Source organism: Verrucomicrobia bacterium CG1_02_43_26 (assembly GCA_001872735.1).
Classification (GTDB): Bacteria; Verrucomicrobiota; Verrucomicrobiia; order Opitutales; family CG1-02-43-26; genus CG1-02-43-26.
This window is the reverse complement of record MNWT01000005.1, coordinates 174,564-199,405: the sequence shown is the minus strand read 5'-3', so window position 1 is coordinate 199,405 and position 24,842 is coordinate 174,564. Positions and strand designations below refer to the sequence as shown.

Sequence of the window (24,842 nt, the reverse complement as noted above, 5' to 3'; positions counted from 1 at the left end):
GTTAAATTACGCAATTTATGAGTAGCCACAGTCAAGCGCACAAACACGAAGATAAACACGAGCATAAGCACGATTTTCTGCTCGAAAGCGAACAGTCTTTCGATAGCGTCGGCATTTCCATAGCTTCTCCGGAAATTATCCGTTCCTGGTCTCGTGGTGAGGTTAAGAACCCAGAGACCATTAACTACCGTACCTTTAAGCCAGAACCAGGAGGTCTTTTTTGCCAACGCATTTTTGGACCGGTTCGCGATTACGAATGTGCTTGTGGAAAGTACAAGCGCATCAAATTTAAGGGTGTTGTTTGTGACCGTTGCGGCGTTGAAGTGACCGTTTCTCGTGTTCGTCGTGAACGTATGGGGCATATTGACCTTGCGGTTCCAGTAACCCATATATGGTTCCTGAAGAGCATGCCTAGCCGCCTAGGCCTTTTGCTGGATATGACAGCAAGAAATCTTGAGCGCGTCGTTTACTATGAGAACTACATGGTGACCGATCCAGGTCGCACGCCATTAGAAGTAAAACAACTTTTAACGGAACAAGAGTACTTGCAATCGCAAGAAGAGTATGGTGACGATTCGTTTGTTGCTAAAATGGGTGCGGAAGCTATTCGCGATGTTTTGGCTGGATTAGATTTAGAGTCTTTATCCGTTGAATTGCAAGAGCAGATGCACAGCACGCGCTCCAAGCAAATTAAGCGCAAGTTGGCCAAACGACTCAAAGCAATTGAAGGTTTCCTTCTATCAGAAACACGTCCTGAATGGATGATTCTTGAAGTTTTACCTGTTATACCTCCAGATTTAAGGCCGCTAGTGCCATTGGAGGGAGGCCGCTTTGCGACAAGTGACTTAAATGACCTTTATCGCCGTGTTATCAACCGAAATAATCGCTTGATGAACCTATTGCAGCTGAAGACTCCTGACGTTATTATTCATAACGAAAAGAGAATGCTGCAGGAAGCTGTTGACGCGTTGTTTGACAATGGACGCCATGGTCGTTCTGTAACAGCTGCGGGTAACCGTCCTCTCAAGTCCTTAAGTGATATGCTTAAAGGAAAACAAGGTCGTTTCCGTCAAAACCTTTTAGGAAAACGTGTAGACTATAGTGGTCGTTCTGTAATCGTTATCGGTCCGGAACTTAAAATCTATCAGTGCGGTTTGCCTAAGAAAATGGCGCTCGTATTGTTTGAGCCTTTTATTATTCGCCGCCTAAAAGAACTCGGGTTTGTTCACACAGTTCGTGGTGCGCGCAAAATGATCGAAAAGAGATCGCCTGAAGTTTGGGATATTTTAGAAGAGGTGACAAAAGATCACCCTGTCTTGCTAAATCGTGCGCCTACGCTGCACCGTTTATCCATTCAAGCATTTGAACCGGTCTTGATCGAGGGAGATGCTATTCGTATTCACCCACTTGTCTGTCCTGCTTATAATGCTGACTTTGATGGTGACCAAATGGCTGTTCACGTACCGCTTTCATTAGAGGCGATCATGGAATGTCGTTTGATGATGTTGGCGTCTCATAACGTGTTCTTACCTTCCAGTGGTAAGCCGATTTTGACACCTGGCCAGGATATTGTTCTCGGAGCTTATTATTTAACACTAGAGCCAAGACGCAAACCTACAAAGACGGATCACATTCCCTTGATTGCGAATGTCGATGAAGCCTACATGGCTTATTCAGACGGTGTTTTCACGTTACATAGCTGGGTCGATTATAGTAACCCAGACTTTGGTAAGGAAACAATATTCGGGAATGAAGCTCGAAAGGTTATTCGTACTACTGTGGGCCGTATTATTTTTAATACTGTTTGGCCTAAGGAAATTGGTTTTATTAATTTCCCTGTTACCAAAGGTAAGCTAGGTGACATTATTTTGAATACCTACAAAGTGGCGAGCAAGGAAGATACAGTGCGTATTCTTGATGAGCTCAAAGAACTAGGCTTTAAAATAGCTACAAAAGCAGGTATTTCTATCGGTATCGGAGATATGATAATTCCAGACGATAAGCCTGAAATTATCAAAAAAGCGCGTAAACGTATCGATGAGGTAGAGGCTCAATATCGCAAGGGTATTATTACTCCAGGAGAAAGATACAATAAGATTATTGATATCTGGACAGGCGCTACAGACGATATCGCTAAATCCGTGTTCCAGCAACTAGAAGCTAACGAAGGCAAAGAGGAAGTTAATCCAGTATTCTTGATGATGGACTCCGGTGCTCGTGGTAATCGCCAGCAGGTTCGTCAGCTTTGCGGTACTCGTGGTCTCATGGCTCGTCCTTCTGGTGAAATTTTGGAACGTCCGGTTCTTTCCTCATTCCGTGAAGGTCTTTCCGTTTTAGAATATTTTAATTCAACGCACGGTGCACGTAAAGGTCTTGCGGATACAGCTCTTAAAACGGCTGACGCTGGTTACCTAACGCGTAAATTGTGTGACGTTGCTATGGATTCTATCATTGCAGAAGAGGACGATGGTAACCGCGATGGTATCTGGAAACAGCCTATCTTTGAAGGTGATGACGAAATTGTACACCTTTCTGAGCGTATTGCAGGCCGATGCGCATCGGATGACATTCATAATCCTTTGAATCCAGACGAAATTCTCGTTGGAAATGGCGAATTGATCACCGAAGAAGTTGCTCAAAAAATCGAAGATTTAGGTATAGAGCGTGTAAAGGTGATGTCACCTTTGACGCACTATAAGCGAGGTGGTGGTATTCCTGCTAAAGCTTATGGGGTAGACCCATCTACCGGCGATCTCGTATCGGTTGGTACAGCAGTTGGTATTATAGCCGCACAATCTATCGGTGAGCCTGGTACTCAGTTGACGATGCGTACGTTCCACATCGGTGGTATTGCTAGTCAGGTCTTTAAGACTCCTGAAATTCGGGTGCGCAACAGCGGTCGAATCAAGTATAAGGGATTGAGACTCGTTCAAACAGCTGATGGCGCAAGTATTGCCATCAATAAGACCGGTTCTGTTGTTATTTTAGACGATGAGGATCGTGAACTCGAAACTTATAACGTAGTTGCAGGCTCTGTTTTAACCATTCCTGATGATGGAGCTATCGAAAGTGGGGAAGTGCTCGCTATGTGGGATCCGCACAATATTCCAATTCTTTCTGAAAAGGGTGGTGTGATTGCCTATAGGGACATGATTCCAGGTGTGACAATCAAACGCGAGTTGGATGACTCTACTGGTCGCATTACAACTGTAGTTGTTGAACACAAAGAGGACCTTAATCCAACGATTGAAATTGTAGAACTCCCGGAAGGCACTAAGATCAAATCCGGTGCTAAAGGAAAAGTTATTGCTACTTATTCCATCCCAACAGGCGCCCAGGTGGCTGTTAATGAAGGTGACGTTATTCATCCAGGTGCATTGCTTGCAAAAACACCACGTCAAGCCTCTCGTACACAGGACATTACTGGTGGTCTTCCTCGGGTTGCTGAGCTTTTCGAAGCACGTAGACCAAAGGATGCGACTGAAATGGCAAAGATCGATGGTATCGTATCGCTTACCGGAATTATTCGTGGCAAGAAGCGCTTGACTATTACAGATCCTGAAACAGGTCTACAAGAGGAGCATTTAATTCCTCACGGTAAGCACGTTATTGTTCATCCAGGCGACTTTGCGCACAAAGGCCAGCATCTAACAGAAGGTTCTGCCGATCTGCATGAGATCCTAGACATTTTGGGGCCAAATGCTGTTCAAGAGTACTTGTTGTCCGAAATTCAAAAAGTTTACCGTTTACAAGGCGTTACAATTAACGATAAGCACATCGAAATTATTATTTCCAAAATGCTTCGTAAAATACGTATTGTTGAACCAGGAGACTCTGAATTCTTCTGGGGTGAACAAGTTGACCGTTCTCAATTTATGATGGGCAACGAGTCCATTATCGAGGCAGGTGGTCAGCCAGCTGAAGGGGAACCAATATTGCTCGGTATTACCAAAGCTTCATTGGAAACTGAAAGTTTCATTTCTGCCGCATCCTTCCAGGAAACAACTCGTGTACTGACAGATGCTGCAATCATGGGCAAAATCGATCCATTGCATGGCTTTAAGGAAAACGTGATCATGGGTCACCTTATCCCGGCCGGTACTGGTTTACCAAAATTCAGACGCATACACGTGGAGCCAAAAGACGAATCTTCAGTAGAAGAAGAAGCTAATGGTGAAGCGGATTCGGATGCCGAAGTCACAAGAAAACAAGAAATTCTTACCTAAAAGGTACGAATTTTAAGAAAAATAACTTGCAAAATTATGCGAGATACATACTATTTAACATTTATTTCAACAGTCAAAGAATAATGCCAACGATCAAACAGCTCATAGATAAAGGGAGAAAGCAAAAGAACAACAAATCCAAGTCTCCTGCACTCAAACGCAATCCATTTGTAAGTGGAGTATGTGTTCAGGTAATGACACGTACGCCTAAGAAACCAAACTCAGCTGTACGTAAAGTCGCCAAGGTTAGATTAACTAATGGCATGGAAGTTATTGTTTACATTCCCGATGAAGGTCACAAGTTGCAAGAACACAGTCTTGTGTTGGTTCGCGGTGGTCGTGTAAAGGACTTACCGGGTGTGCGTTATCACGCCGTTCGTGGTTCACGCGACTTGGCTGGGGTTGAAAAACGTCGCAGAAGTCGTTCAAAATATGGGGTAAAGCGTCCAAAGGAAGCTAAAAAAAGTTAATTTTTAAGGAATAAGTCACTATGTCTCGTCGTAGAAGAGCAACAAAAAGAGAATTGTCACCAGATCCACGTTTTGAAAGCGTGTTGGTGACGCGTTTGGTTAATTTGGTAATGGAGCGAGGAAAGAAATCCCTTGCTCAGCGTATTGTTTATGCAGCATTGGCACGAGTAAGCGAAAAGCTTGAAAAAGGGGATCCTGTTGACCTCCTTTTAGGAGCCTTGGAAAACACTCGTCCAAAGATTGAGGTAAAAAGTCGCCGGGTTGGTGGTGCCACTTACCAGGTTCCTGTTGAAATTCCTTATGAGCGCCAGCAATCCCTCGCATTGCGTTGGATGCTTACAGCAGCTCGTAACAGAAAAGGAATCCCTATGGACGAAGCTTTAGCTCAAGAGATTATAGACGCGTATAATAATACGGGTAACGTTGTTAAGAAAAAGGAAGAAACGCACCGTATGGCTCAAGCGAATAAGGCGTTTGCTCACCTACGCTGGTAGCCTTAATAAGCAGGTAAGGATTTCTATATCATGGATACACAAGAAAGAGAAAATTTGTCATCAGCCAATTCCCCGGCACGCGCAACTCCGTTGGAGTTCACAAGGAATATTGGTATTGCCGCACACATCGATGCTGGTAAAACAACGACCACAGAGCGTATTTTGTTTTATGCAGGCGTTGTACACAAGATGGGTGAAGTTCACGAAGGAACAGCTGTTACAGACTGGATGGAACAAGAGCGTGAGCGTGGTATTACCATTACCTCAGCCGCTATTTCCTGCTCATGGACAACCAAAGAGGGCCCATTTGCAAACATCAAAAATCAGGTTAACATCATTGATACTCCTGGACACGTTGACTTTACTGCTGAAGTAGAGCGTTCGTTGCGTGTTCTCGATGGAGCAGTTGGTGTTTTCTGTGGTGTTGCGGGTGTTCAACCGCAATCTGAAACCGTGTGGCGTCAGATGGATAAATATGCCGTTCCTCGTTTGGCCTTTATCAACAAGATGGACCGCACAGGAGCTGATTTCCTTTCCGCAGTAAATGATATTCGCGAAAAGCTAGGCGGTAACGCACATCCTATTTATTTAAATATTGGTGCAGAAGAGAATTTAAAGGGATTGATTGACCTCGTTAAAATGCATGCATGTGTTTATGACGAAACAGACCCGGATGGCATGCGTTTCAATGTGGTGGATATTCCAGCAGAGCACATGGAAATGGCTCAGCAATATCGCGATGCATTGATTGAGGCAGTATGTGATTTTGATGACGAATTAGCAGAAAAGTATTTGGGTGGTGAAGAAATTACGTCCAATGAACTGAAGCGGGCTATTCGTAAAGCAACACTGACAAGAGAATTCCTTGGCGTGATTCCAGGAAGTGCCTTTAAAAATAAGGGCGTTCAGATGCTGCTAGATGCCGTTGTCGATTATTTGCCAAGTCCAATCGATTTGCCTCCAATGAAGGGCTGGGATGATGAAGAGGAAGTGAGCATTAAACCAGATGATAAAGCTCCAGTAATCGGTCTTGCATTTAAGATCATGACGGATCCTTATGTAGGTAAATTAGTATTTTATCGCATTTATGCCGGTACTTTGAATAAAGGTTCAGTTCTTTACAATCCACGCACCCGTAAAACAGAGCGCATAAGCCGTCTAATGGTTATGAAGGCTGATTCACGTGAAGATATTGACGTTGCTTACTCTGGAGATATCTGTGCTGTTATTGGTGTCAAAGAAGTCGTAACAGGAGATACTCTTTGCGATAAAAGCTTAGAAGTGATGCTTGAGCCGCCTACATTCCCAGAGCCTGTTATCAGCATGTCTATCGAGCCAAAGTCTAAGGCTGACCAAGAAAAACTTTCTATTGGACTACAACGTTTAGCAGAAGAAGACCCAACGTTCCGTGTATCTTCTGATCCTGAGACAGGGCAAACGATTATTGCGGGTATGGGTGAACTTCACCTTGATATTATTCGCGACCGTTTATTCCGTGAATTTAAGGTGCAAGCTGACGCTGGAAAACCCCAAATTGCATATCGCGAAACAATCAAAAAAGCAGCAGATGCCGAAGGCAAATTTGTTCGCCAATCTGGTGGTCGCGGTCAGTATGGTCATGCTGTTATCAAGATTGAACCAGCTGAAAAGGGTAAGGGCATTGAAGTTCTCAATGAAATCGTAGGTGGCTCTATTCCTCGTGAATACATTAAACCAACACAAGAAGGTATTCTTGAAGGTTCACGCAATGGTGTTATTGCCGGGTATCCTGTAATTGACTTTACTGTTCGTATCGTTGATGGAAGTTATCACGAAGTGGACTCTTCTGAAATGGCATTTAAAATGGCAGGTATCTTCGCCTTTAAAGAAGCTATGAAGAAGGCCGATCCAGTTCTTTTAGAGCCTATCATGAAAGTAGAAGTTTCTACACCAGATGAGTATCAGGGCGATATCATGGGTGATATTAACCGTCGTCGTGGGCAAATTCAAAACATGGAAACAAAGGGCAATTTAACCATTGTCACAGCGTTTGTTCCTCTGGAAACTATGTTCGGTTATGCCACAGATGTACGCTCTCTTTCTAAGGGTCGTGCTTCTTACTCGATGGAGCCATCACACTTTGATCAAGTTCCGAATAGCCAATTAGAGAAAATTATAGATAATTCACCACGCACAATTGCTCGCACATAATATGTCAAACAAAAATAAACAAAAGATTCGCATTCGCCTCGAGGGCTATGATTCAAGCGCCATCGATGGTGCCGCACGGGAAATTGTTGATACAGCAAAACGCTCAGGCGCAAGAGTAGCCGGTCCAGTACCTTTACCAACGCATATTGATAAAGTTTCTGTTAACCGTTCTACACACGTTAACAAAAAATCTTCAGAGACGTTCGAACGCCGTACGCACACCCGATTGGTAGATATCATCGAGCCTACAGCCCAAACCGTTGACGAATTAAAAAAATTAAATCTCCCTGCAGGCGTAGCTATTGCAATTTCTGTGTAAAAAAATATTGACACAGATTTGTTTATAGTTTTTCCTATAACTTTTATCAAACTAAAGCAGGCGCTTTGCAACAAAGTAAAACCTGCCGCTTAGAACTTATGACTACGAATAATAAAGAAGTACATTTAATTGCTGACAAGGTCGGGATGACGCAAATGTTTGACGACAATGGTCGCCTGATTCCTGTTACAGTCCTTAAAGTCCAAGAAACTAAGGTTCTTCAGATTAAAACAATCAAGAACGATGGTTATAACGCCGTGCAAGCCGGTTACGGCGAGCAAAAGCCTCATCGCGTGAGCAATGCTGTAAAAGGTCATTGCAAAAAAGCAAATGTAGAAAAGCCTGTTGAGGGAATCTACGAATTTCGCACCGATGAAGCGGAGCAATTTAATCCAGGTGAGATTTTAGCGATTACAAATTTCGAAGCTGGTCAAAAAGTTGACATTAGTGGTGTCAGTAAGGGTAAGGGCTTCCAAGGAGTTGTTAAACGATACGGCTTCGATGGAGGACCTGCAAGTCACGGTTCCATGTCTCATAGACGAGGTGGTTCTTATGGTAACTGCCAAACACCTGGTCACGTTATTAAAGGAAAGAAAATGCCGGGTCACATGGGTGCTGTTTCTCGTACATCGCAGAACATGCAGATCGTCAAAATTTTTGAAGATCAAGGATTAATTGTCATCAAGGGAAGTATCCCTGGTTACAATGGATCCACTGTCAGAATCCGTAAGACTAAGAAGAGCAGAAAATAAGCATATAATAAAATTAAGTAGTAAATAGATATGAAATACAAATTTTATAAAAAAGACGGATCTCAGGCTGGCGAAAAAGAAATTGCTAACGTACCTACGTTTGAGGGCAGAGATGGTTTTGATGCATTGCGCCAAGTCGTTTTAGCATATCAAGCAAATGCCCGTCAAGGGAGCGCGTGTGCGAAATCAAAAGACGAAGTAAGAGGCTCAGGCAAAAAGCCTTGGCGTCAAAAGGGTACTGGTAATGCCCGTCACGGTTCCCGCAGAAGCCCTATTTGGGTTGGCGGTGGTGTTGTGCACGGCCCAAGACCTCGTGACTATACGCAAAAAATCAATGTCAAAGTAAAAAAGGTTGCTCTTAAAAGAGCCATCTTTGAACGTTCTTCAGATCACGGCATTTCCTTGATTGAAGCCTTTGAAGTAGCGGAGCCTAAGACTAAGCTCTTTAATGCTGTGTTGGATAACATCAAACCAGAAGGTACAGTTCTCTTGGTTGATACTGATTTCACCGAAAAGTTTGCATTATCAGCACGTAACATCCCACACGTTTTTATGGTGGATGCGCGCTCAATCAATGCATTGGATTTTGGTAATTATAAAAAAATTATCATGACCGAAGAAGCTTTTAATCTTATTCTCGCACGCGTAAATAATTAATTTTTATAAAAATATGGCAGCACCAGATACAATTTTAAAAGAAATTCGAGTTACTGAAAAAACAAGCGTTTTGTCTTCCGAGCTCAATAAATACACCTTCGAAGTCTTCAAAGGAGCAAACCGTAAGCAAATCGCTGACGCTGTAGAAGCTGTGTTTAAAGTAAAAGTTCAAGACGTTAATGTCATGAATCAAAAGGGTAAGCGTAAAAGCAATCGCGCCAAGCGCGGTCTAATACGTAAGCCAGATACGCGTAAGGCTATAGTAACGCTTTGTGAAGGAAGCAAAATCGAAATAATGTAAGTAAAATAATATGGCAACAAAGAAACATAGACCAATTACACCTTCGTTACGTTTTTACGAATCAAATAAACAAGATTTGGCTCCGAATAATCCTGTTTCAACACTGACAAGTATTTTAAAGAAAGACAGTGGTAGAAATAATTACGGACGTATCACTTCTCGACGCAGAGGTGGGGGACATAAAAGAAGATACCGTGAAATCGATTTCAAGCGCGAGAAAAAGGACATTTACGGAACAGTTGTTTCGCTGGAGTATGACCCGAATCGCTCTGCAAATATTGCATTAATCAATTATCCTGATGGCGAAAAACGTTATATTTTGGCCCCAGCTGGTATCATTATCGGTAACCAGATCGTAAGCACAGATCGTTGGTTAGACGAATATAAGCCAGGTTATTCATTGCCTTTAATAATGATTCCTCTGTCAACATTCGTTCATTGTGTAGAAATTGAACCCGGTCGTGGAGCACAAATTGCTCGTAGCGCAGGATCTGCTGCACAATACGTTGCTTTGGATGAAACTAAAGGTTTAGCAACTTTGAAAATGCCCAGCGGTGAGCTAAGATATGTTAGTATGAACTGTCGAGCTACTGTTGGAAAAGCAGGTAACTCTGAACACCGTAATCGTAAATTGGGTAAAGCTGGCCGTAATAGATGGCTTGGTAGAAGACCTCGTGTACGTGGTGTTGCAATGAACCCTGTTGACCACCCAATGGGTGGTGGTGAAGGCCGTACTTCCGGTGGTGGACATCCTTGTTCTCCATGGAACCAATTGGCTAAGGGTGGTAAGCGTACTCGTAGGAAGGCTAAGCCAACAAATAAGATGATAATCGTTAACCGAAAAGGTAAAAAATTTAAGAGGTAATAAATAATATGGCACGCTCTCTAAAAAAAGGATTTTTTGTAGATCCCTCACTGTGGGATAAAATAGCTGAGGCTCAAAAAAGCGGAAATAAAAAACCTATCAGAACCTGGTCACGTCGTAGCACGATCACGCCAGAATTTGTTGGGCTTAATATAGAAGTTCATACGGGTAAAGCTTTTGTTACTGTCTATGTCACAGAAAACATGGTTGGACACAAATTAGGTGAGTTTTCACCAACACGTAAGTTTATTGCTCACGGAGGTACCGCTAAGAAGTAATTATTATGGAAGTTCAAGCAATATCAAAATACGAGCGCATTTCTGCTTTAAAGCTAAGGGATTTGGCAAGACAACTTAAAGGGCTTAATGCTAACGACGCTTTGGATCGTTTAGCGCTAGTACCCGTAAAAGGAGCCAGATTTATCCATAAGGTTTTAAAAAGTGCGATCGCAAACGCTGAAAATAATAACAACTTATCCGCTAGCAAGCTTTGGATTCAAGGTGTTTATGTGGATCAAGCTATCACGTTTGGTCGTTTTAGACCAAGTGCGAGAGGCTCTGCTCACCCATACAAAAAGCACACAAGTCACATCAAAGTCGTATTAACAGAAGAAAGATAATTTAGTATATGGGACAAAAAGAACATCCAATCTGTTTTAGATTACCAGTAGAAAAGTCAGAAGGCTGGCTATCCAAATGGTATGACGATAAGAACAAACGTAAATGTGCTCAGTGGATTTATGAAGATGACCTTATCCGTAAAACATTAAGTAAAAAGCTTCGTTATGCTTCCGTAGCTAAGATCGTTATCGAAAGAGCCTCTGGCCGAATTCGTATAACAATCGTAACCGCGCGACCAGGTGTTGTTATCGGGCGTCGTGGCCAAGAGCTCGAAGGGCTTAAGTCACAGCTCGAAAAAATTACGGGTCAGGAAATCATTCTAGACATACAAGAAGAGAAAAAACCGGATATCGTTGCGCAAATCGTAGCCGAGAGTATCGCTCTCCAGCTCGAGCGAAGAATATCATTTCGTCGTGCTATGAAAAAAGCGATTCAAACAGCAAGCAGTTTGGGTGTAGATGGTATAAAAGTTCAGTGTGCCGGACGTTTGGGTGGAGCAGAAATTGCTCGCACAGAACGCCAACACTGGGGACGGGTACCTCTTCAGACAATTCGCGAAAAAATTGATTATGGGTTCTCCGAAGCCCACACCATCTACGGCTTGATAGGTGTCAAAGTTTGGATTTGTAAAAGAAAAGAAGCATAAAAAATATTAACTACTTTATAGGCAATGGCAAAGAGACAACCAGCACGCACAAAATATAGAAAAACGCATAAAGGGCGTAATCGCGGCTCTGCAAAGGGGTGTGATTATATGGCTTTTGGTGAATACGGTATACAAGCACTCGAACGTGGGCTTGTATCTTCAGATCAATTAGAAGCTGTACGTGTCGCGATTACAAGACATTTAAAGCGGAGAGGTAAGGTTTGGTGTCGAGTATTCCCACATAAGCCAGTCACAAAGAAACCTGCTGAAACACGTATGGGTAAGGGTAAGGGACCTGTAGACCATTATGTCGCAGTTGTTAAGCCCGGCACTATTTTATACGAAATCGGGGGTATACCTATGAGCATGGCGCGCCAAGCACTAGCTTTGGGAGATTCAAAATTATCATTTTCATGCCGCTTCATAGCGCGCGATGTTGTATAGCAGGAGGAGTTTGTCAAAATCATGAAATCAAAAGAAATAAGAGAACTTTCTAGGGAAGAAATTCAGAGTAAAATCAAAGAGTGTAGGAGCCAACTATTGGGCCTCCGACTTAAGAAACAGGCAATGAAGATAGAGAATCCAGGCAAGTATGCGAACACTAGAAAAGATATCGCTCGCATGGAAACCATATTGAGAGAGAAAGAAAACGTAAGCGTTTAAGCAACAATTAACGAATGATGGCCATGGCTGAAAACACAAGAAACAAAAGAAAAATTTTAATTGGGGTCGTTTCCGGTAAATCGGGTGATAAAACGGTTAAGGTGGTAATTGAATACAAGATTCCACACCCAAAATATAAAAAAGAAATTAAACGTAAAACAACCGTTACCGTACACGATGAGGCTAACGAATGTGGGCTAGGGGATAAAGTAGAAATCATGGAGACACGTCCGCTCAGCAAAACAAAACGTTTTCGTATCACCAAAGTTTTAGAAAAAGCACCAATGTTTGCATAAAGCATAATTGAGAAGGGTTTAAAGATGTTACAGACAGAAACAGTAGTAAATGTTGCGGATAATACGGGTGCTAAAAAGGCCTTGATTATACGAATTCTCGGTCAGAGAAAAGATACAGCCAATGTAGGGGATATCGTGGTTGTTGCAATCAAAGAAGCTTCCCCAGACGCGACGGTCAAAAAGGGCACTGTTGCCAAGGGAGTTATCGTACGCACAAAATATGCAATTCATCGTGAAGATGGCAGCTACTTGCGCTTCGATGACAATGCCATTGTTATTATTGATAATAATAAAAACCCAAAGGGAACACGTGTGTTTGGTACCATTGCCAGAGAACTACGCTACAAGGGTTTTATGAAGATTATTTCATTAGCACCGGAGGTTATATAATAATATGAGCACAAAATTTAAAAAGAATTATAAAGTGGGCGATGCCGTTGTCGTTATTGCAGGAAATAGCAAAGGCGAAAAGGGTAAGGTACTTTCATTTGTTCACACAGACAAATCAGACAAATGTCGAGTCATTATCGAAGGTGTTGCGCTGAGAGAAAAAATTTTAAAGAAATCGCAGGAAAACCCAGAGGGTGGTCGAACTAAAGTAGAAACTTCAATCCATTATTCGAACGTCATGTTGGCTAGCGAATATGAAAAAAGGGCAGCAAATAAGAAGTAAAAATTATGCTTGCAATGTACTGGTTTCAGTATATTGATATATAGTCTACGGAATATTTTCATACCATAAGAGTATAAGGTTAAAAAAGATGAATGAGCCAGAATTAAAGAAATTTTACAAAGAACAGGTTGTGCCGGCGTTAAAGCAAGCATTGAAACTGGAAAATGTGCACGAAATTCCTCGTATCGAGAAAGTCGTTTTGAATTCTTCTGTGGGAGCGACTGATGCAAAGGCGCAGATCCAGAAATTGGAAGAAGACTTGGCAAAGATATCGGGTCAAAAGGCACTTGTAACTAAGGCTAAAAAGAGCATATCAAATTTTAAGCTACGTGAAGGAATGGCCATTGGCGTAAAAGTTACATTGAGAGGCACTCGCATGTATGATTTCTTACTTAGGCTTGTTGCAATCGCCCTCCCAGGCATTCGCGACTTTCGCGGTTTGGACAATCGTTTTGACGGCAAAGGCAATGTCACTATCGGGATTGAAGACCACACAATTTTTCCTGAAGTGTCTACCGACATTAGCAACACTCAGCGTTTTGGTTTAGATATCACTATCGTAACCACTGCTGACAACGACTTTCATGGGTTCGAATTATTAAAGCAATTAGGCTTCCCCTTCAGAAGAAAAGTTACCGAGGTTCAAGAGTAGTATAAACATTAATTTAGGAATTAAGAATGGCTAAAAAATCAGCAGTAGAAAAAAATAACAGGCGCAAAAAGCTCATTGAGAAGTTCAAAGGCAAACGAGAAGAGTTGAAGGCCAAAATGAAAAACCCTGATGTTACAGATGAGGAGTTTTACGCAGCACAGCGCGAACTAACAAATTTGCCGCGCAACAGTTCCCCTGTTCGCTATAGAAATCGTTGTAGTATTACAGGCCGTTGTCGTGGATTCAGAAGGAAGTTCGGTATTTCACGTATAACCTTGCGTGAGTATGCTTCTCGTGGACTTATCCCTGGTATTACAAAATCATCTTGGTAAAATATAAGAAGTAAATAATATGGATACAGTAGCAGATTTTCTAACAATCATCAGAAACGCAAGTAACGCAGGCAACAAAGACTGCATGGCTCAATGGTCAAAAATGCGTGAAAACATTGTGACTATTCTTAAAAAAGAAGGTTACATTAAAGATTTTAAAGTAGTTACCAATGAACGCCAGCTTAAGTTTATTCTGGTTACATTGAAGTACTTCAAGGGACGACCAGCCATTACAGGTGTTAAAAGACAAAGCTCACCCGGTCAGCGTCAATATTGTGGCAGTACTGAAATTCCGTACGTCCTTGGCGGCATGGGGATTTGTATTTTGACTACATCTAAAGGTGTTATGAAGGATAAAGACGCTCGTCAGAACAAAGTTGGTGGCGAGTTGCTTTGCAAAGTATGGTAAGGAGATAATAAAATGAGTAGAATAGGAAAATTACCAATAGATATACCAAGTAATGTAAAAGTTACCATTACTGGAAAAAAAATTTTAGTAGAAGGCCCTAAGGGTAAACTTGAAAAGGAATTCAAGCCAGCGGCCGCTATCGAAATCAACGATAACCAGATTATTATAACGCCTGGAGACAACAGTCGTTTTGCTCAAGCCTATTATGGGACAATGAGAGCGATCATCAATAATATGGTGAAGGGCGTTGTTGATGGCTATTCGAAGAGCCTTGAATTACACGGAGTTGGTTTTAAAGCAGCTATGAAGGATAACGTACTCGTATTGAATTTGGGATATTCTCATAACATTGACTATACAATTCCTTATGCTGATATAAAAATTACAGTTACTGAGAATACAAAAATTAAAGTAGAAGGCCCAGATAAGCATGCGGTTGGTCAAGTGACAGCAGACATTTATCACTTCTATCCAGTAGAGCCTTACAAGGGTAAGGGTGTAAGAATAGTAGGTAAATACATTATCCGTAAGGAGGGTAAGAAAACTGCATAATAAGGGGAGTTTTTCAGTATGAATATTAAACGAAAAAAGAAAACAGTTCAGAGGCGTAGAATGCGCATTCGTAGAAAGATTAAAGGTACGGAATCCAAACCTAGACTATCTTTGCGCTTTAGCCACGAACATATTTATGCCCAGTGCATCAATGATGACGTTGATAATGGTGGGAAAACATTAGTTTACTTGTCTACACTCGATAAAGATTTAAAATCAGATGATATTGGCCCTAATAAAGAAGGTGCCGCCAAGTTTGGTAAAATCTTTGGCGAAAAAGCGAGTAAGAGCGGAATAACCGATGTCGTTTTTGACCGCGGTGGACGGCGTTATCACGGGAAAGTAAAAGAATTCGCGGATGCAGCAAGAGCATCATTAAAATTTTAATAGGTATGACAAATAATCAGAAAGCACGTAAGTCAAATGTTAAATCCGGCAGAGGGAATAGAGAGGAACCTAGTTCCGATCCAGATTCCGCTGGTCAGATTGTTAATGTAGTACACATTAACCGTTGTGCTAAAGTAGTTAAGGGTGGTAGACGTTTTAGTTTCTCGGCACTCGTTGTTGTCGGTGACGGAAATGGTAAAGTAGCCTACGGCCACGGAAAAGCTAAAGAAGTACCTGAAGCCATTCGGAAAGCAACAGAGCGTGCTAAAGCTAATCTTCAAAGTACAGAGCAAATCGCGTTGAAGGGAACAACTATCCCTCACGAAGTTTTTGGCAAGTTTGATGGCGGAAGAGTTCTTTTGCGTCCCGCAAGTGTTGGTACTGGTGTTATTGCCGGAGGTGCTGTTCGTCCTGTCTTGGAAGCATTAGGGATCAAGGATATATTGTCAAAATCTCTTGGATCAAGCAATCCAGGTGCTGTTGTAAAAGCAGTCATCGAGGCTTTACGCCAACTGCGTTCTGCGGATGAGATTCGTCAAATGAAACAAAGTGCTTAAAATTTTTAATAGTAAGGTAATAAAATGGGATTCTTAACAGATTTAAAAAAGGCTAGTTACAAAAAAACTAAGAAACGTAAGGGTAAGGGAGTTGGTTCAGGCCAAGGTAAAACTGCAGGTCGCGGACACAAGGGAAGTAAAGCTCGTTCCGGCTACAGTATTTCACCTATTTTTGAAGGGGGACAAACATCTCTTGCGGTCAGTTTACCAAAACGTGGTTTCAATAACTACGAATTTGCGACTAACTATGCCATTGTAAACATTGCTGATCTTGAAAAGCTGTCTGAGGTTGAAATCACTTTGGAGCTGCTGAAAGAAAAACGCATGGTGCGGAATATATCAACTCGACTCAAAGTCCTTGGTGTTGGTGAAACAACCCGTGCTCTAACGATTAAAGCACACAAGTTTTCTAAATCAGCCAAAGCCAAAATTGAGAAAGCCGGTGGGAAAGCCGAAGACTTAGCCCTGTCAGCCTAGAGATTTAAGGAATGTTATCCGCTTTTACTAATTGCCTCAAAATCCCAGAGTTAAGACAGAAAATATTTCTGACTCTGGGACTTCTGTTTGTTGCCCGTCTTGGTGCCCAAATCCCCTTGCCAGGCTTTAATCCGCAACCATTGCAGGATTTTTTCGCCACGCAGACTTCTGCTGGTGGAAATCTTGTAGGGTTGTTTAATATGTTCACGGGTGGGGCCTTTTTGAAGGGTGCAGTATTTGGTCTCGGTATTATGCCCTATATCAGTGCATCTATTATTATGCAGTTGATGTCAGCTGTCATGCCTGGCCTAGCAAGGCTGCAGCAAGAAGGCGACGTTGGTAGGCAAAAAATTGCACAATATACTCGCTATTTGACAATTATCATCAGTTTGATTCAGTCGGTCTTGCTGGTAATGGCGCTTTCAAATTACCCTGACAGGCTTTTCCCTGGGTATGACATAAAGACTTATGGTGCCATGGTTGTTATGAACCCTACATGGTTCTTAATAACAGCAACCATACTTCTCACAGCAGGAACAATGGCCTTGATGTGGCTTGGAGAGCAAATTACACAGCGAGGAATTGGTAACGGTATTTCCTTACTCATCACAGTAGGTATTGTTGCAGGCGCGCCTGCTGCTTTCAGTCAAGCGGTTAGCATGTTCTTTAAACCAGTTGGCGTTCAAGGCGCTAGTTTGGGTGTCCCGCAAGCGGTCTTGATGGTGCTGTTATTACTTCTTGTTATTGCAGGGATGATTGCGGTCACGCAGGCTCAACGCAAAATTTCTGTACAATATGCAAAACGCATAGTTGGTAGAAAGATGTACGGCGGACAGAGCACATTTTTACCGTTAAAGGTGAATTATTCCGGTGTTATGCCAGTTATTTTCGCAAGTGCCATATTGATGTTTCCTCAGCAAATATTTACCTATATTGCTGGAGCAACCGGGCTTAATTTCTTCCGCGAATTGGCTTTGTATTTAACTCAAGGTTCCGTTTCATATTACGTTGTTTATGGTGCCATGATTTTAGGATTCAGTTATTTCTGGGTTTCTATCATGTTTAAACCAATTCAAATTGCAGACGATTTAAAAAAGGCAGGTGGCTACATTCCAGGGGTTCGTCCGGGTGTTCCAACAGCACAGTTTTTGGATTTTGTAATGACGCGTTTGACGCTAGCGGGTGCAATATTTTTGACTGCAATTGCATTGTTTCCCGATTTATTGTTTTATGCCTACAACGTCCCTTATTCAGTAGCCTTGTTCTTTGGCGGTACTGGTACGCTTATTACTGTCGGTGTTATGTTGGACACTATGCGCCAGATTGAAACTTACTTATTGCAACGTCACTATGACGGTTTCTTGAAAAAAGGTAAGCTCAAAGGGCGTGGAAGCCAGACAAGAAGTTCTTTTGCTGTTGACACTGGCGAACTTAAAAACTTGAGTGCGCTTTGGTGGCCGTTAGGAATTCTTTTTACAATCGGTATTGTTGCCTGGATATTACAAAAGTTTTAGTTAATTCATGATACCCATTAAATCAGTTGAACAAGTAGAAAAAATGCGCCAAGCCTGTAGTGTTGCCGCAGAAATTCTTGAAGGCATGTGCGAAGCCGCAAAGCCTGGGATGACTACTTATGATTTGGATTTAATTGGGCGTGATTTGATCGCTAAGCATGGCGCAACCAGCGCTTGTTTCAATTATCAAGTAGGAGATAAAAAATATCCTGCATATACTTGCATCTCAGTAAATGAGGAAGTCGTCCACGGTGTAGGTACCCTTAACCGCGTCCTTAAAGAAGGGGATATTGTATCTCTTGATGTATGCGTCGACTACAACGGCTTTATTGGTGATAATGCGTGCACGATCATTTTGGGCACCGCAACTGAGGACGCAAGGAAATTAGTACGGGTTACCGAAGAAGCGCTTAAAAAGGGCATTCAGAAAGCAATTTCAGGTAATCGAGTAGGGGATATTTCACATGCCATCCAGCAATACGTAGAAAGTAACGGCTTCAGCGTCCTTCGGGAATTTGTCGGCCATGGTGTTGGTGAAAATATGCATGAAGAACCCCAGATACCGAATTATGGTAAGAAAAATACCGGCCCGAAATTAAAACCCGGAATGACACTTGCGATTGAGCCCATGGTGAATTTTGGTAAGCCCGCAGTTCATTATGCTGCAGACGGCCTCACTGTTGTTACTTCAGATAAATTACCATCTGCTCATGCCGAACATACTGTTCTCATTACAAAAGATGAGCCAGAAATATTGACATTTTCCAAAAAACGAGAAAAAATGCTTGAGCAATTTTAATTTTCTGTTACCTTTAACCTTTTAAATAAATTTTTACAATCAAACAATATTATTATGCCGCGATTATTAGGAGTAGATATACCGGAAAAAAAGAAAATTGAGTATTCGTTACGGTATTTGTATGGCATTGGGCCAAATCGTTCCGTCATTGTATTAGAACATGCTGGAATAGACCCAAACGTACGCGCCAATCAACTGTCCGAAGAGGAGCTAAACAAGATTGCAGAGGCGATTACTGAGTTAGGCTATGAGGTAGAGGGTGATTTGCGTAGACATATCATTGCGAATATTAAGCGACTTCAAGCCATCAAGGCCTATAGAGGCATTCGCCACTACAAAAAACTGCCGGTTAGAGGGCAACGTACCAGCACGAATGCACGTACTGCAAAGGGTAAAAGGCGCATGGCCGTTACCGGTAAGAAAAAGGCAGACAAAAAGTAATAATTGCGGATAGAATCAGGAGTTTAACATGGAAAACACAGACGATAAAGAAATCGTAGAACAAGAAGTAGAAGCAACAGCTCAGAAAAATACTGAGGCTGCAGCAGAGAAGAAGGTAGAACAGCCTAGCGCTAGTGATCTTCTTAAAGCCGAAATTCAGGAGGTCAAAGTTCGCAAAGCTAAGGGTAGTAAAAATATTACTACAGGAAGATGCAGCGTCCTTGCTACTTTCAATAATACAAAAGTATGCTTTACGGATCAAAGAGGTAATGTAATATCCTGGTCTAGCTCCGGCAAATGTAATTTTAGAGGTTCACGTAAATCAACAGCTTATGCAGCGCAAGTAGTCGTTCAGGATGCCGCACGTGTTGCTATGTCACATGGATTAAAAGATGTGGACGTTATTTTAAAGGGACCGGGTCTCGGTCGCGATTCCGCCGTTCGTGCCCTTCAAGCGTTAGGTTTGAATGTTCTTAAAATTACTGATGCCACACCTATTCGTCACAATGGTTGCCGTCAACCTGGAAGAAGACGCGTCTAATTAAATAATTTAACATAATATTGTAATATGTCTCGATATACAGGACCAACTCAAAGGGAAAACAGAAAATACTTGGAAGATGGAATAGAAATATTTCCCAAGAAAACTGCTTGCGAACGTAAACCATACGCACCTGGTCAGCACGGCCAAAAAAAGCGTAAAAAGCAAACCCCATTTGCAATCGGATTGCGTGAAAAGCAGAAGGCTAGAATGTTCTACGGTCTCACTGAAAAGCAATTTCGCTTAACTTTTGAGCGCGCTAAAAAAATTCGTGGTGTTACGGGTGAAGTTTTTTTACAGCTTCTTGAACAGCGTTTAGATAATGTTGTATACATGCTTGGGTTAGCAAGAACACGTCGTGCCGCACGTCAGTTTGTCGTTCATGGCCACGTGTTGGTTAATGGTAAGAAGGTAGATATTCCAAGTTACACAATTGCTCCAGCCGACACCATCGAGGTTCGTAAGGATAAAACATCATCAATGCAAATCGCAACAAGAAGTCTCGAAGGCATTGAGTATAGAGGTGTTCCCGCTTGGCTTGCAGTTGATGTAAATGCTTTGAAGGGTGTCGTGAATCGCACTCCTGTAAGAGATGAAATTTGTTCTTTAATTAATGAACAGCTAATTGTAGAGTTCTACAGTCGATAGAGTTACAACCAATACCCGGAAAACAATTATGGCCAAAAGATTAGGAAAGTTTGAATTGCCGAAGCGCTTAATGAAAGACGACAAAACCGCTACGGATACGTATGCAATGTTTGTCGCAGAGCCTTTCGAGTCAGGATATGGACATAGTGTAGGTAATTCGCTTCGCAGAGTTTTACTCAGTTCTATTGAGGGAGCTGCTATTTGTTCCATTAAAATAGAAGGTGTTAATCACGAATTTCAAAGCATTGATAGCGTGGTTGAAGATGTCACAGATATTGTTTTAAACCTGAAGAAGGTCATTCTCAAATCTAAGAAGCGCGAAAATATTCATTTGATCATCGATGTTGATAAAGAAGGTCCTGTGACTGCAGCAGATATCTCGGGTGATTCTGATATCGAAGTGCTCAATCCAGATCAAATCATTTGTACCCTTAATAAGAAAAGACGCTTTGTCGCCGATCTCGAAGTTAAGGTAGGACGTGGATATTGTACTGCTGACGAGAACAAGAAAGAAAATCAGTCCATCGGGCTCATTACGATCGATTCTCTGTTTAGTCCAGTTCGCCTCGTTAAATACGCGGTTGAAAATACCCGTGTTGGTCAAATGACTGATTTCGATAAGTTAATACTCGAAGTTTGGACAGACGGCCGTATCACTCCTGACGAAGCACTAAAAGAAGCGACTGCAATTTTACAGCACCACTTAAAGGTTTTCGAACAGGTGAGTGAAGAGGAAATTGAATTCGAAACAAAGGGTACTGAAGTTTCTGAAGAGCAAAATAGATTGCGTAAGCTCCTAAACATGAGCGTAAACGAAATCGAGCTATCAGTTCGTGCTGCAAACTGCTTAAATAACGCTAACATTACAACAGTTGGTGAACTTTGCATGAAGAGCGAAAACGAAATGCTCAAGTATCGTAATTTTGGTAAAAAGTCCTTAAATGAAATTAAGGCAAAACTAGAACAATTGGGATTGTCCCTCGGAATGAAAATAGACGAAAGACTATTGGAAGTTTCTGGAGACATATAAAATAATAAGGGATTTAATATAAATTGTAAGGAAATATGCGTCACGGTAACCACAGACACCAGCTCGGAGTAAAAAAAGCTCACAGATCCGCCATGCTAGCAAGCTTGGCTGGAGCTCTGATCACTCACGGCAGAATTAAAACAACTTTGGCAAAAGCTAAAGCACTCAGACCTTTTATCGAGAAAATCGTAACTATGTCGGTGAAAGCAAGTAAAGCAGAAGATCTTGCTCAAAAGCTTCATTTTAGAAGACTTGCAATTTCTCGTGTCCGCGACAAAGTAGCTATCAAAAGGCTTTTCGATGAGCGTGCAGAAGAGTTTTTAAACCGACCAGGTGGATACACTCGCATTTACAAGCTTATTGCTCGTCGTGGTGATAGTGCGGATATGGCACTCATCGAATTTATCGAGGCTTCTGATGAAGGTTATACAAAAGGCCGTAAAAAGAAGGTTTCAGCGAAACGTAAAGTTGTTCAGCATGCCAAAACCGAGAAGGAAGAAGCAAAATCTGAATCAACTGCTGAGTAATTAGTTGAAATTCAATTTACAAGGGCTGCTATCTTAGCAGCCTTTTTTTGTGCCCAAATCCCTTCTGTTTTAGGAATGAGATCCTCAACCTGGTTTGCTCTTTTTTAAGCGCAGCGCATTCCCGATCACTGAAATGGAGCTTAGGCTCATGGCGATGCTTGCCAATATAGGGCTCAATAGTAAACCGGTAAAGGGATATAATAACCCTGCAGCGATTGGTACTCCCACTGCATTGTATATGAATGCAAATACAAGGTTTTGCTTTATATTACGCATTGTTAAGCGGCTGAGCTCTATTGCGCTTGTGATGGCTCTAATGTCGCCTTTGACCAGGGTAATATCGGCACTTTCGATGGCGACATCTGTACCGGTTCCCATTGCGATTCCTATATCGGCTTGAGCGAGTGCGGCGGCATCGTTTATTCCATCGCCGGCCATAGCGACATGCTTTCCTTGTTTCTGGTATTTGGCTACATAACTGTGTTTATCGGTTGGACTAACATTTGCGTGAAATGAATCCAAATTGAGTTCCTTCGATACCTTTTCGGCAACGCTTTTATTATCGCCCGTGAGCATGATTACTTTTATGCCCATGGCTTTAAGGTTTTTAATGGCTGAGGGTGTGGTTTTTTTTATAGGATCTGATATTGTCAAACTTCCGGCGTATTTGTTATCGATTGCAATGTATATTACTGTTTTGGCTATATCGTTATTCTTGGATGAGACTTCTATGTTATGATCCTTTAGGAACGTGCCATTCCCGATTAGAATTTCTTTGTTGTTAACGGTTCCTTTGATGCCCTTGCCGGTTTCGGAGTGGAAGTTGGTTGATTTGTATAAGTCCAGGCTCTGAGACTTTGCGTATTTGACAATTGCTTGGGATAGGGGGTGTTCGCTGGCGTTTTCTAAGGAGGCTGCGAGTTGTAGGACTTCGTTTTGGGCGAAGTTATTGGTGACTTGTATTTGCTCTACGGTGGGTTTGCCTTCGGTGAGGGTGCCGGTTTTATCGACAAGTAGGGTGTCTATTTTTGCGAAGGTTTGGAGAGCTTCTGCGTTCTTTATGAGGATGCCGGATTGGGCTCCTTTTCCGATGCCGACCATGATGGACATTGGGGTGGCGAGGCCGACGGCGCAGGGGCAGGCTATGATTAGAACAGCAACTGCGTTGACTAGGCCGTAGACGAGTTTTGGTTCAGGGCCCCAGATGCTCCAGATGATGATGGTTAGTATTGCTACTAGGATAACGGCGGGGACGAAGTAGCTGGAGACTGTGTCTGCTAACTTTTCTATGGGGGCTCGGGAGCGTTGGGCTTGGGATACGAGGTCTACGATTTGGGAGAGGAGGGTGTCCTTGCCAACGCGTTCGGCTTTCATGATGAAGGAGCCTTGGGTGTTGATGGTGGCACCGGTGACTTTGTCGCCGGGGTGTTTGGAGGTGGGGATGGGCTCTCCTGTGATCATGGATTCGTCTAGGATGCCGGAGCCCTCTAGGATGACTCCGTCTACGGGGACCTTGGTGCCTGGGGGGACTTTGATGTGATCACCTTTTTCAACGGAACTGATTGGTTTTTCGGTTTCGTTGCCATTTTTATCGAGGACGCGGGCTGTTTTTGGGGCTTGGCCGAGGAGCTCTTTGATGGCATTTGAGGTGCGGGAGCGGGCTTTGGCTTCGATCATTTGGCCGAGGAGGACCAGAGTGATGATGACCGCGGCGGCTTCGAAGTAGAGCTCTACGTGGCCTTTCGCTTTGTATTTTTCGGGGAAGAGTTCCGGGAAGAATAGGGCGATTATGCTGTAGATATAAGCTGTGCCGGTGCCGATGGAGATGAGGGTGAACATGTTGAGGTGCCCTTTGAGGAGGGAGTTCCAGGCGCGGTGGAAGAAGATAGAGCCTGCCCAGAGCATGACCGGGGTTGCTAGTAGGAACTGGGACCAGAGGTTGAGTTTTGTTGGGAGGCCCAGGTGTTCCCCTAGCATGGAGAGGATGAGGATGGGGAGGGAGAGGATGACCCCGAGGATGAAACGGGTTTTGAGTTGTTGGTATTCGGAGGAGGCTGAGGGGTGGGTGTGCTCAGTTTCTTGGTGGGGGGCTTCGCTGCCGTTTATGGCCTCGAGGGCCATGCCGCAGATTGGGCAGTCTCCTGGTTTATCCTCGATGATTTGGGGGTGCATTGGGCAGGTGTATTTTCTTGGAGCATCCATAGGGGGTATTCTGGCGGATTAAGATGTTATCTTAACGTGAATTTACCGCTATGGAAAGTCGCAAATGACCCTTTTATTTAGACTGGCGCCGGCGTTGAGTGGGGGTCGATGCAATACGAGGTAGGCGATTACGGTGACATCAAATTTTTTTCGTAGAGTTTAGCGACTTTTAATGGCCGAGGTTGATACAATGTTTGGTTTAAAAACAAATTTATCCGAGATAAGGAAATTAACCAAAAAAGATGTGATAACGCCTAAAACATATATCCCTTCAAAAACAAGAGAGCGAGTACTTTCCCCAGTAAACAACAATATCAAAACGTAAATAACAGACATTCTGGTGATTAGCCCAACTACGATGCTTAGTAGGAAATTAAAGTAATACACCAGCTTTCTACTACTGAGCGATCTACTGACAAACGTCCAATAATAATGGAAGAAAAAGTTTACCAACGAAGCTACAAAAAACGCTAGCACGCATGAATACATGAAATTAACTTTAAAGAGTAAGAAAAAAAAATTAACAGCGGCAAAATCAATCACGATGCCAAATAGAGAAACAAAAAAGAATTTTATCTTTTCATTAAATGCTATATTCATGG

33 protein-coding genes are annotated in these 24,842 nt (G+C 42.5%); 31 read left to right on the top strand and 2 right to left on the bottom strand.

Annotated features, from left to right (window positions below; all coding sequences use genetic code 11):
- Positions 1-77 precede the first annotated feature (77 nt).
- From AUJ82_01750 to AUJ82_01600, 31 genes are all read left to right on the top strand, one after another.
- On the top strand, positions 78-4,226 hold the full coding sequence (locus tag AUJ82_01750) for a DNA-directed RNA polymerase subunit beta' (protein ID OIO60804.1): 4,149 nt from the start codon (positions 78-80) through the stop codon (positions 4,224-4,226).
- Between the two features lie 83 nt (positions 4,227-4,309).
- Positions 4,310-4,696 (top strand): 30S ribosomal protein S12, encoded by a 387-nt coding sequence (locus tag AUJ82_01745; GenBank protein ID OIO60722.1) that lies wholly within the window; start codon positions 4,310-4,312, stop codon positions 4,694-4,696.
- Between the two features lie 20 nt (positions 4,697-4,716).
- Complete coding sequence (locus AUJ82_01740) at positions 4,717-5,190, top strand: 30S ribosomal protein S7 (protein ID OIO60721.1); 474 nt, start codon at positions 4,717-4,719, stop codon at positions 5,188-5,190.
- Positions 5,191-5,220: 30 nt separating this feature from the next.
- A complete protein-coding gene (locus AUJ82_01735) occupies positions 5,221-7,380 on the top strand; it encodes a translation elongation factor G (GenBank protein OIO60720.1) in 2,160 nt (719 codons plus the stop codon).
- Between the two features lies 1 nt (position 7,381).
- The gene (locus AUJ82_01730; protein OIO60719.1) at positions 7,382-7,699 is read left to right on the top strand and encodes a 30S ribosomal protein S10; all 318 of its coding nucleotides are present in this window, start codon (positions 7,382-7,384) and stop codon (positions 7,697-7,699) included.
- A 98-nt stretch (positions 7,700-7,797) separates the two neighbouring features.
- Positions 7,798-8,451, top strand: coding sequence for a 50S ribosomal protein L3 (locus tag AUJ82_01725; GenBank protein ID OIO60718.1), 654 nt, complete (start codon positions 7,798-7,800; stop codon positions 8,449-8,451).
- A gap of 30 nt (positions 8,452-8,481) precedes the next feature.
- Positions 8,482-9,108 carry a 50S ribosomal protein L4 gene (locus AUJ82_01720; GenBank protein ID OIO60717.1) on the top strand — a complete coding sequence of 209 codons (627 nt, stop codon included), beginning with the start codon at positions 8,482-8,484 and terminating at the stop codon, positions 9,106-9,108.
- Positions 9,109-9,121: 13 nt separating this feature from the next.
- The gene (locus AUJ82_01715) at positions 9,122-9,409 is read left to right on the top strand and encodes a 50S ribosomal protein L23 (GenBank protein ID OIO60716.1); all 288 of its coding nucleotides are present in this window, start codon (positions 9,122-9,124) and stop codon (positions 9,407-9,409) included.
- Between the two features lie 10 nt (positions 9,410-9,419).
- Positions 9,420-10,274: a 50S ribosomal protein L2 gene (locus AUJ82_01710; protein ID OIO60715.1), complete on the top strand. Its 855-nt coding sequence runs from the start codon at positions 9,420-9,422 to the stop codon at positions 10,272-10,274.
- 8 nt (positions 10,275-10,282) lie between these two features.
- Positions 10,283-10,552 carry a 30S ribosomal protein S19 gene (locus AUJ82_01705; GenBank protein OIO60714.1) on the top strand — a complete coding sequence of 90 codons (270 nt, stop codon included), beginning with the start codon at positions 10,283-10,285 and terminating at the stop codon, positions 10,550-10,552.
- Positions 10,553-10,557: 5 nt separating this feature from the next.
- On the top strand, positions 10,558-10,893 hold the full coding sequence (locus tag AUJ82_01700) for a 50S ribosomal protein L22 (GenBank protein OIO60713.1): 336 nt from the start codon (positions 10,558-10,560) through the stop codon (positions 10,891-10,893).
- A gap of 8 nt (positions 10,894-10,901) precedes the next feature.
- On the top strand, positions 10,902-11,540 hold the full coding sequence (locus AUJ82_01695) for a 30S ribosomal protein S3 (protein OIO60712.1): 639 nt from the start codon (positions 10,902-10,904) through the stop codon (positions 11,538-11,540).
- A gap of 24 nt (positions 11,541-11,564) precedes the next feature.
- Entirely contained in the window at positions 11,565-11,984 is a 420-nt protein-coding gene (locus AUJ82_01690) for a 50S ribosomal protein L16 (protein OIO60711.1), read from the top strand.
- A gap of 21 nt (positions 11,985-12,005) precedes the next feature.
- Positions 12,006-12,203 (top strand): 50S ribosomal protein L29, encoded by a 198-nt coding sequence (locus AUJ82_01685; protein ID OIO60710.1) that lies wholly within the window; start codon positions 12,006-12,008, stop codon positions 12,201-12,203.
- 23 nt (positions 12,204-12,226) lie between these two features.
- Complete coding sequence (locus tag AUJ82_01680; protein OIO60803.1) at positions 12,227-12,499, top strand: 30S ribosomal protein S17; 273 nt, start codon at positions 12,227-12,229, stop codon at positions 12,497-12,499.
- Positions 12,500-12,523: 24 nt separating this feature from the next.
- On the top strand, positions 12,524-12,889 hold the full coding sequence (locus AUJ82_01675; GenBank protein OIO60709.1) for a 50S ribosomal protein L14: 366 nt from the start codon (positions 12,524-12,526) through the stop codon (positions 12,887-12,889).
- Positions 12,890-12,893: 4 nt separating this feature from the next.
- Positions 12,894-13,172 (top strand): 50S ribosomal protein L24, encoded by a 279-nt coding sequence (locus AUJ82_01670; protein OIO60708.1) that lies wholly within the window; start codon positions 12,894-12,896, stop codon positions 13,170-13,172.
- 88 nt (positions 13,173-13,260) lie between these two features.
- A complete protein-coding gene (locus AUJ82_01665) occupies positions 13,261-13,824 on the top strand; it encodes a 50S ribosomal protein L5 (GenBank protein ID OIO60707.1) in 564 nt (187 codons plus the stop codon).
- A gap of 26 nt (positions 13,825-13,850) precedes the next feature.
- Positions 13,851-14,156, top strand: a complete 306-nt coding sequence (locus tag AUJ82_01660) for a 30S ribosomal protein S14 (GenBank protein ID OIO60706.1) — start codon at positions 13,851-13,853, stop codon at positions 14,154-14,156.
- A 19-nt stretch (positions 14,157-14,175) separates the two neighbouring features.
- Positions 14,176-14,565 (top strand): 30S ribosomal protein S8, encoded by a 390-nt coding sequence (locus AUJ82_01655; protein ID OIO60705.1) that lies wholly within the window; start codon positions 14,176-14,178, stop codon positions 14,563-14,565.
- Positions 14,566-14,577: 12 nt separating this feature from the next.
- Positions 14,578-15,117, top strand: coding sequence for a 50S ribosomal protein L6 (locus tag AUJ82_01650; GenBank protein OIO60704.1), 540 nt, complete (start codon positions 14,578-14,580; stop codon positions 15,115-15,117).
- An 18-nt stretch (positions 15,118-15,135) separates the two neighbouring features.
- Positions 15,136-15,504, top strand: coding sequence for a 50S ribosomal protein L18 (locus tag AUJ82_01645; protein OIO60703.1), 369 nt, complete (start codon positions 15,136-15,138; stop codon positions 15,502-15,504).
- A gap of 98 nt (positions 15,505-15,602) precedes the next feature.
- Complete coding sequence (locus AUJ82_01640; GenBank protein ID OIO60802.1) at positions 15,603-16,061, top strand: 30S ribosomal protein S5; 459 nt, start codon at positions 15,603-15,605, stop codon at positions 16,059-16,061.
- Positions 16,062-16,085: 24 nt separating this feature from the next.
- A complete protein-coding gene (locus tag AUJ82_01635) occupies positions 16,086-16,538 on the top strand; it encodes a 50S ribosomal protein L15 (protein ID OIO60702.1) in 453 nt (150 codons plus the stop codon).
- Positions 16,539-16,549: 11 nt separating this feature from the next.
- A complete protein-coding gene (locus AUJ82_01630; protein OIO60701.1) occupies positions 16,550-18,052 on the top strand; it encodes a preprotein translocase subunit SecY in 1,503 nt (500 codons plus the stop codon).
- A 7-nt stretch (positions 18,053-18,059) separates the two neighbouring features.
- Entirely contained in the window at positions 18,060-18,851 is a 792-nt protein-coding gene (locus AUJ82_01625; GenBank protein ID OIO60700.1) for a type I methionyl aminopeptidase, read from the top strand.
- 54 nt (positions 18,852-18,905) lie between these two features.
- Entirely contained in the window at positions 18,906-19,292 is a 387-nt protein-coding gene (locus tag AUJ82_01620) for a 30S ribosomal protein S13 (GenBank protein OIO60699.1), read from the top strand.
- A gap of 154 nt (positions 19,293-19,446) precedes the next feature.
- Positions 19,447-19,833, top strand: coding sequence for a 30S ribosomal protein S11 (locus AUJ82_01615; protein ID OIO60801.1), 387 nt, complete (start codon positions 19,447-19,449; stop codon positions 19,831-19,833).
- Positions 19,834-19,860: 27 nt separating this feature from the next.
- Positions 19,861-20,481: a 30S ribosomal protein S4 gene (locus tag AUJ82_01610; protein OIO60698.1), complete on the top strand. Its 621-nt coding sequence runs from the start codon at positions 19,861-19,863 to the stop codon at positions 20,479-20,481.
- Positions 20,482-20,509: 28 nt separating this feature from the next.
- Positions 20,510-21,511, top strand: a complete 1,002-nt coding sequence (locus AUJ82_01605) for a DNA-directed RNA polymerase subunit alpha (GenBank protein OIO60697.1) — start codon at positions 20,510-20,512, stop codon at positions 21,509-21,511.
- A 35-nt stretch (positions 21,512-21,546) separates the two neighbouring features.
- On the top strand, positions 21,547-22,038 hold the full coding sequence (locus AUJ82_01600; GenBank protein ID OIO60696.1) for a 50S ribosomal protein L17: 492 nt from the start codon (positions 21,547-21,549) through the stop codon (positions 22,036-22,038).
- Positions 22,039-22,122: 84 nt separating this feature from the next.
- Here the strand turns inward: AUJ82_01600 and AUJ82_01595 are convergent, their stop codons facing one another.
- On the bottom strand, positions 22,123-24,240 hold the full coding sequence (locus tag AUJ82_01595) for a hypothetical protein (protein ID OIO60695.1): 2,118 nt from the start codon (positions 24,238-24,240) through the stop codon (positions 22,123-22,125).
- Between the two features lie 159 nt (positions 24,241-24,399).
- Positions 24,400-24,840 carry a hypothetical protein gene (locus AUJ82_01590; protein ID OIO60694.1) on the bottom strand — a complete coding sequence of 147 codons (441 nt, stop codon included), beginning with the start codon at positions 24,838-24,840 and terminating at the stop codon, positions 24,400-24,402.
- Positions 24,841-24,842 lie beyond the last annotated feature (2 nt).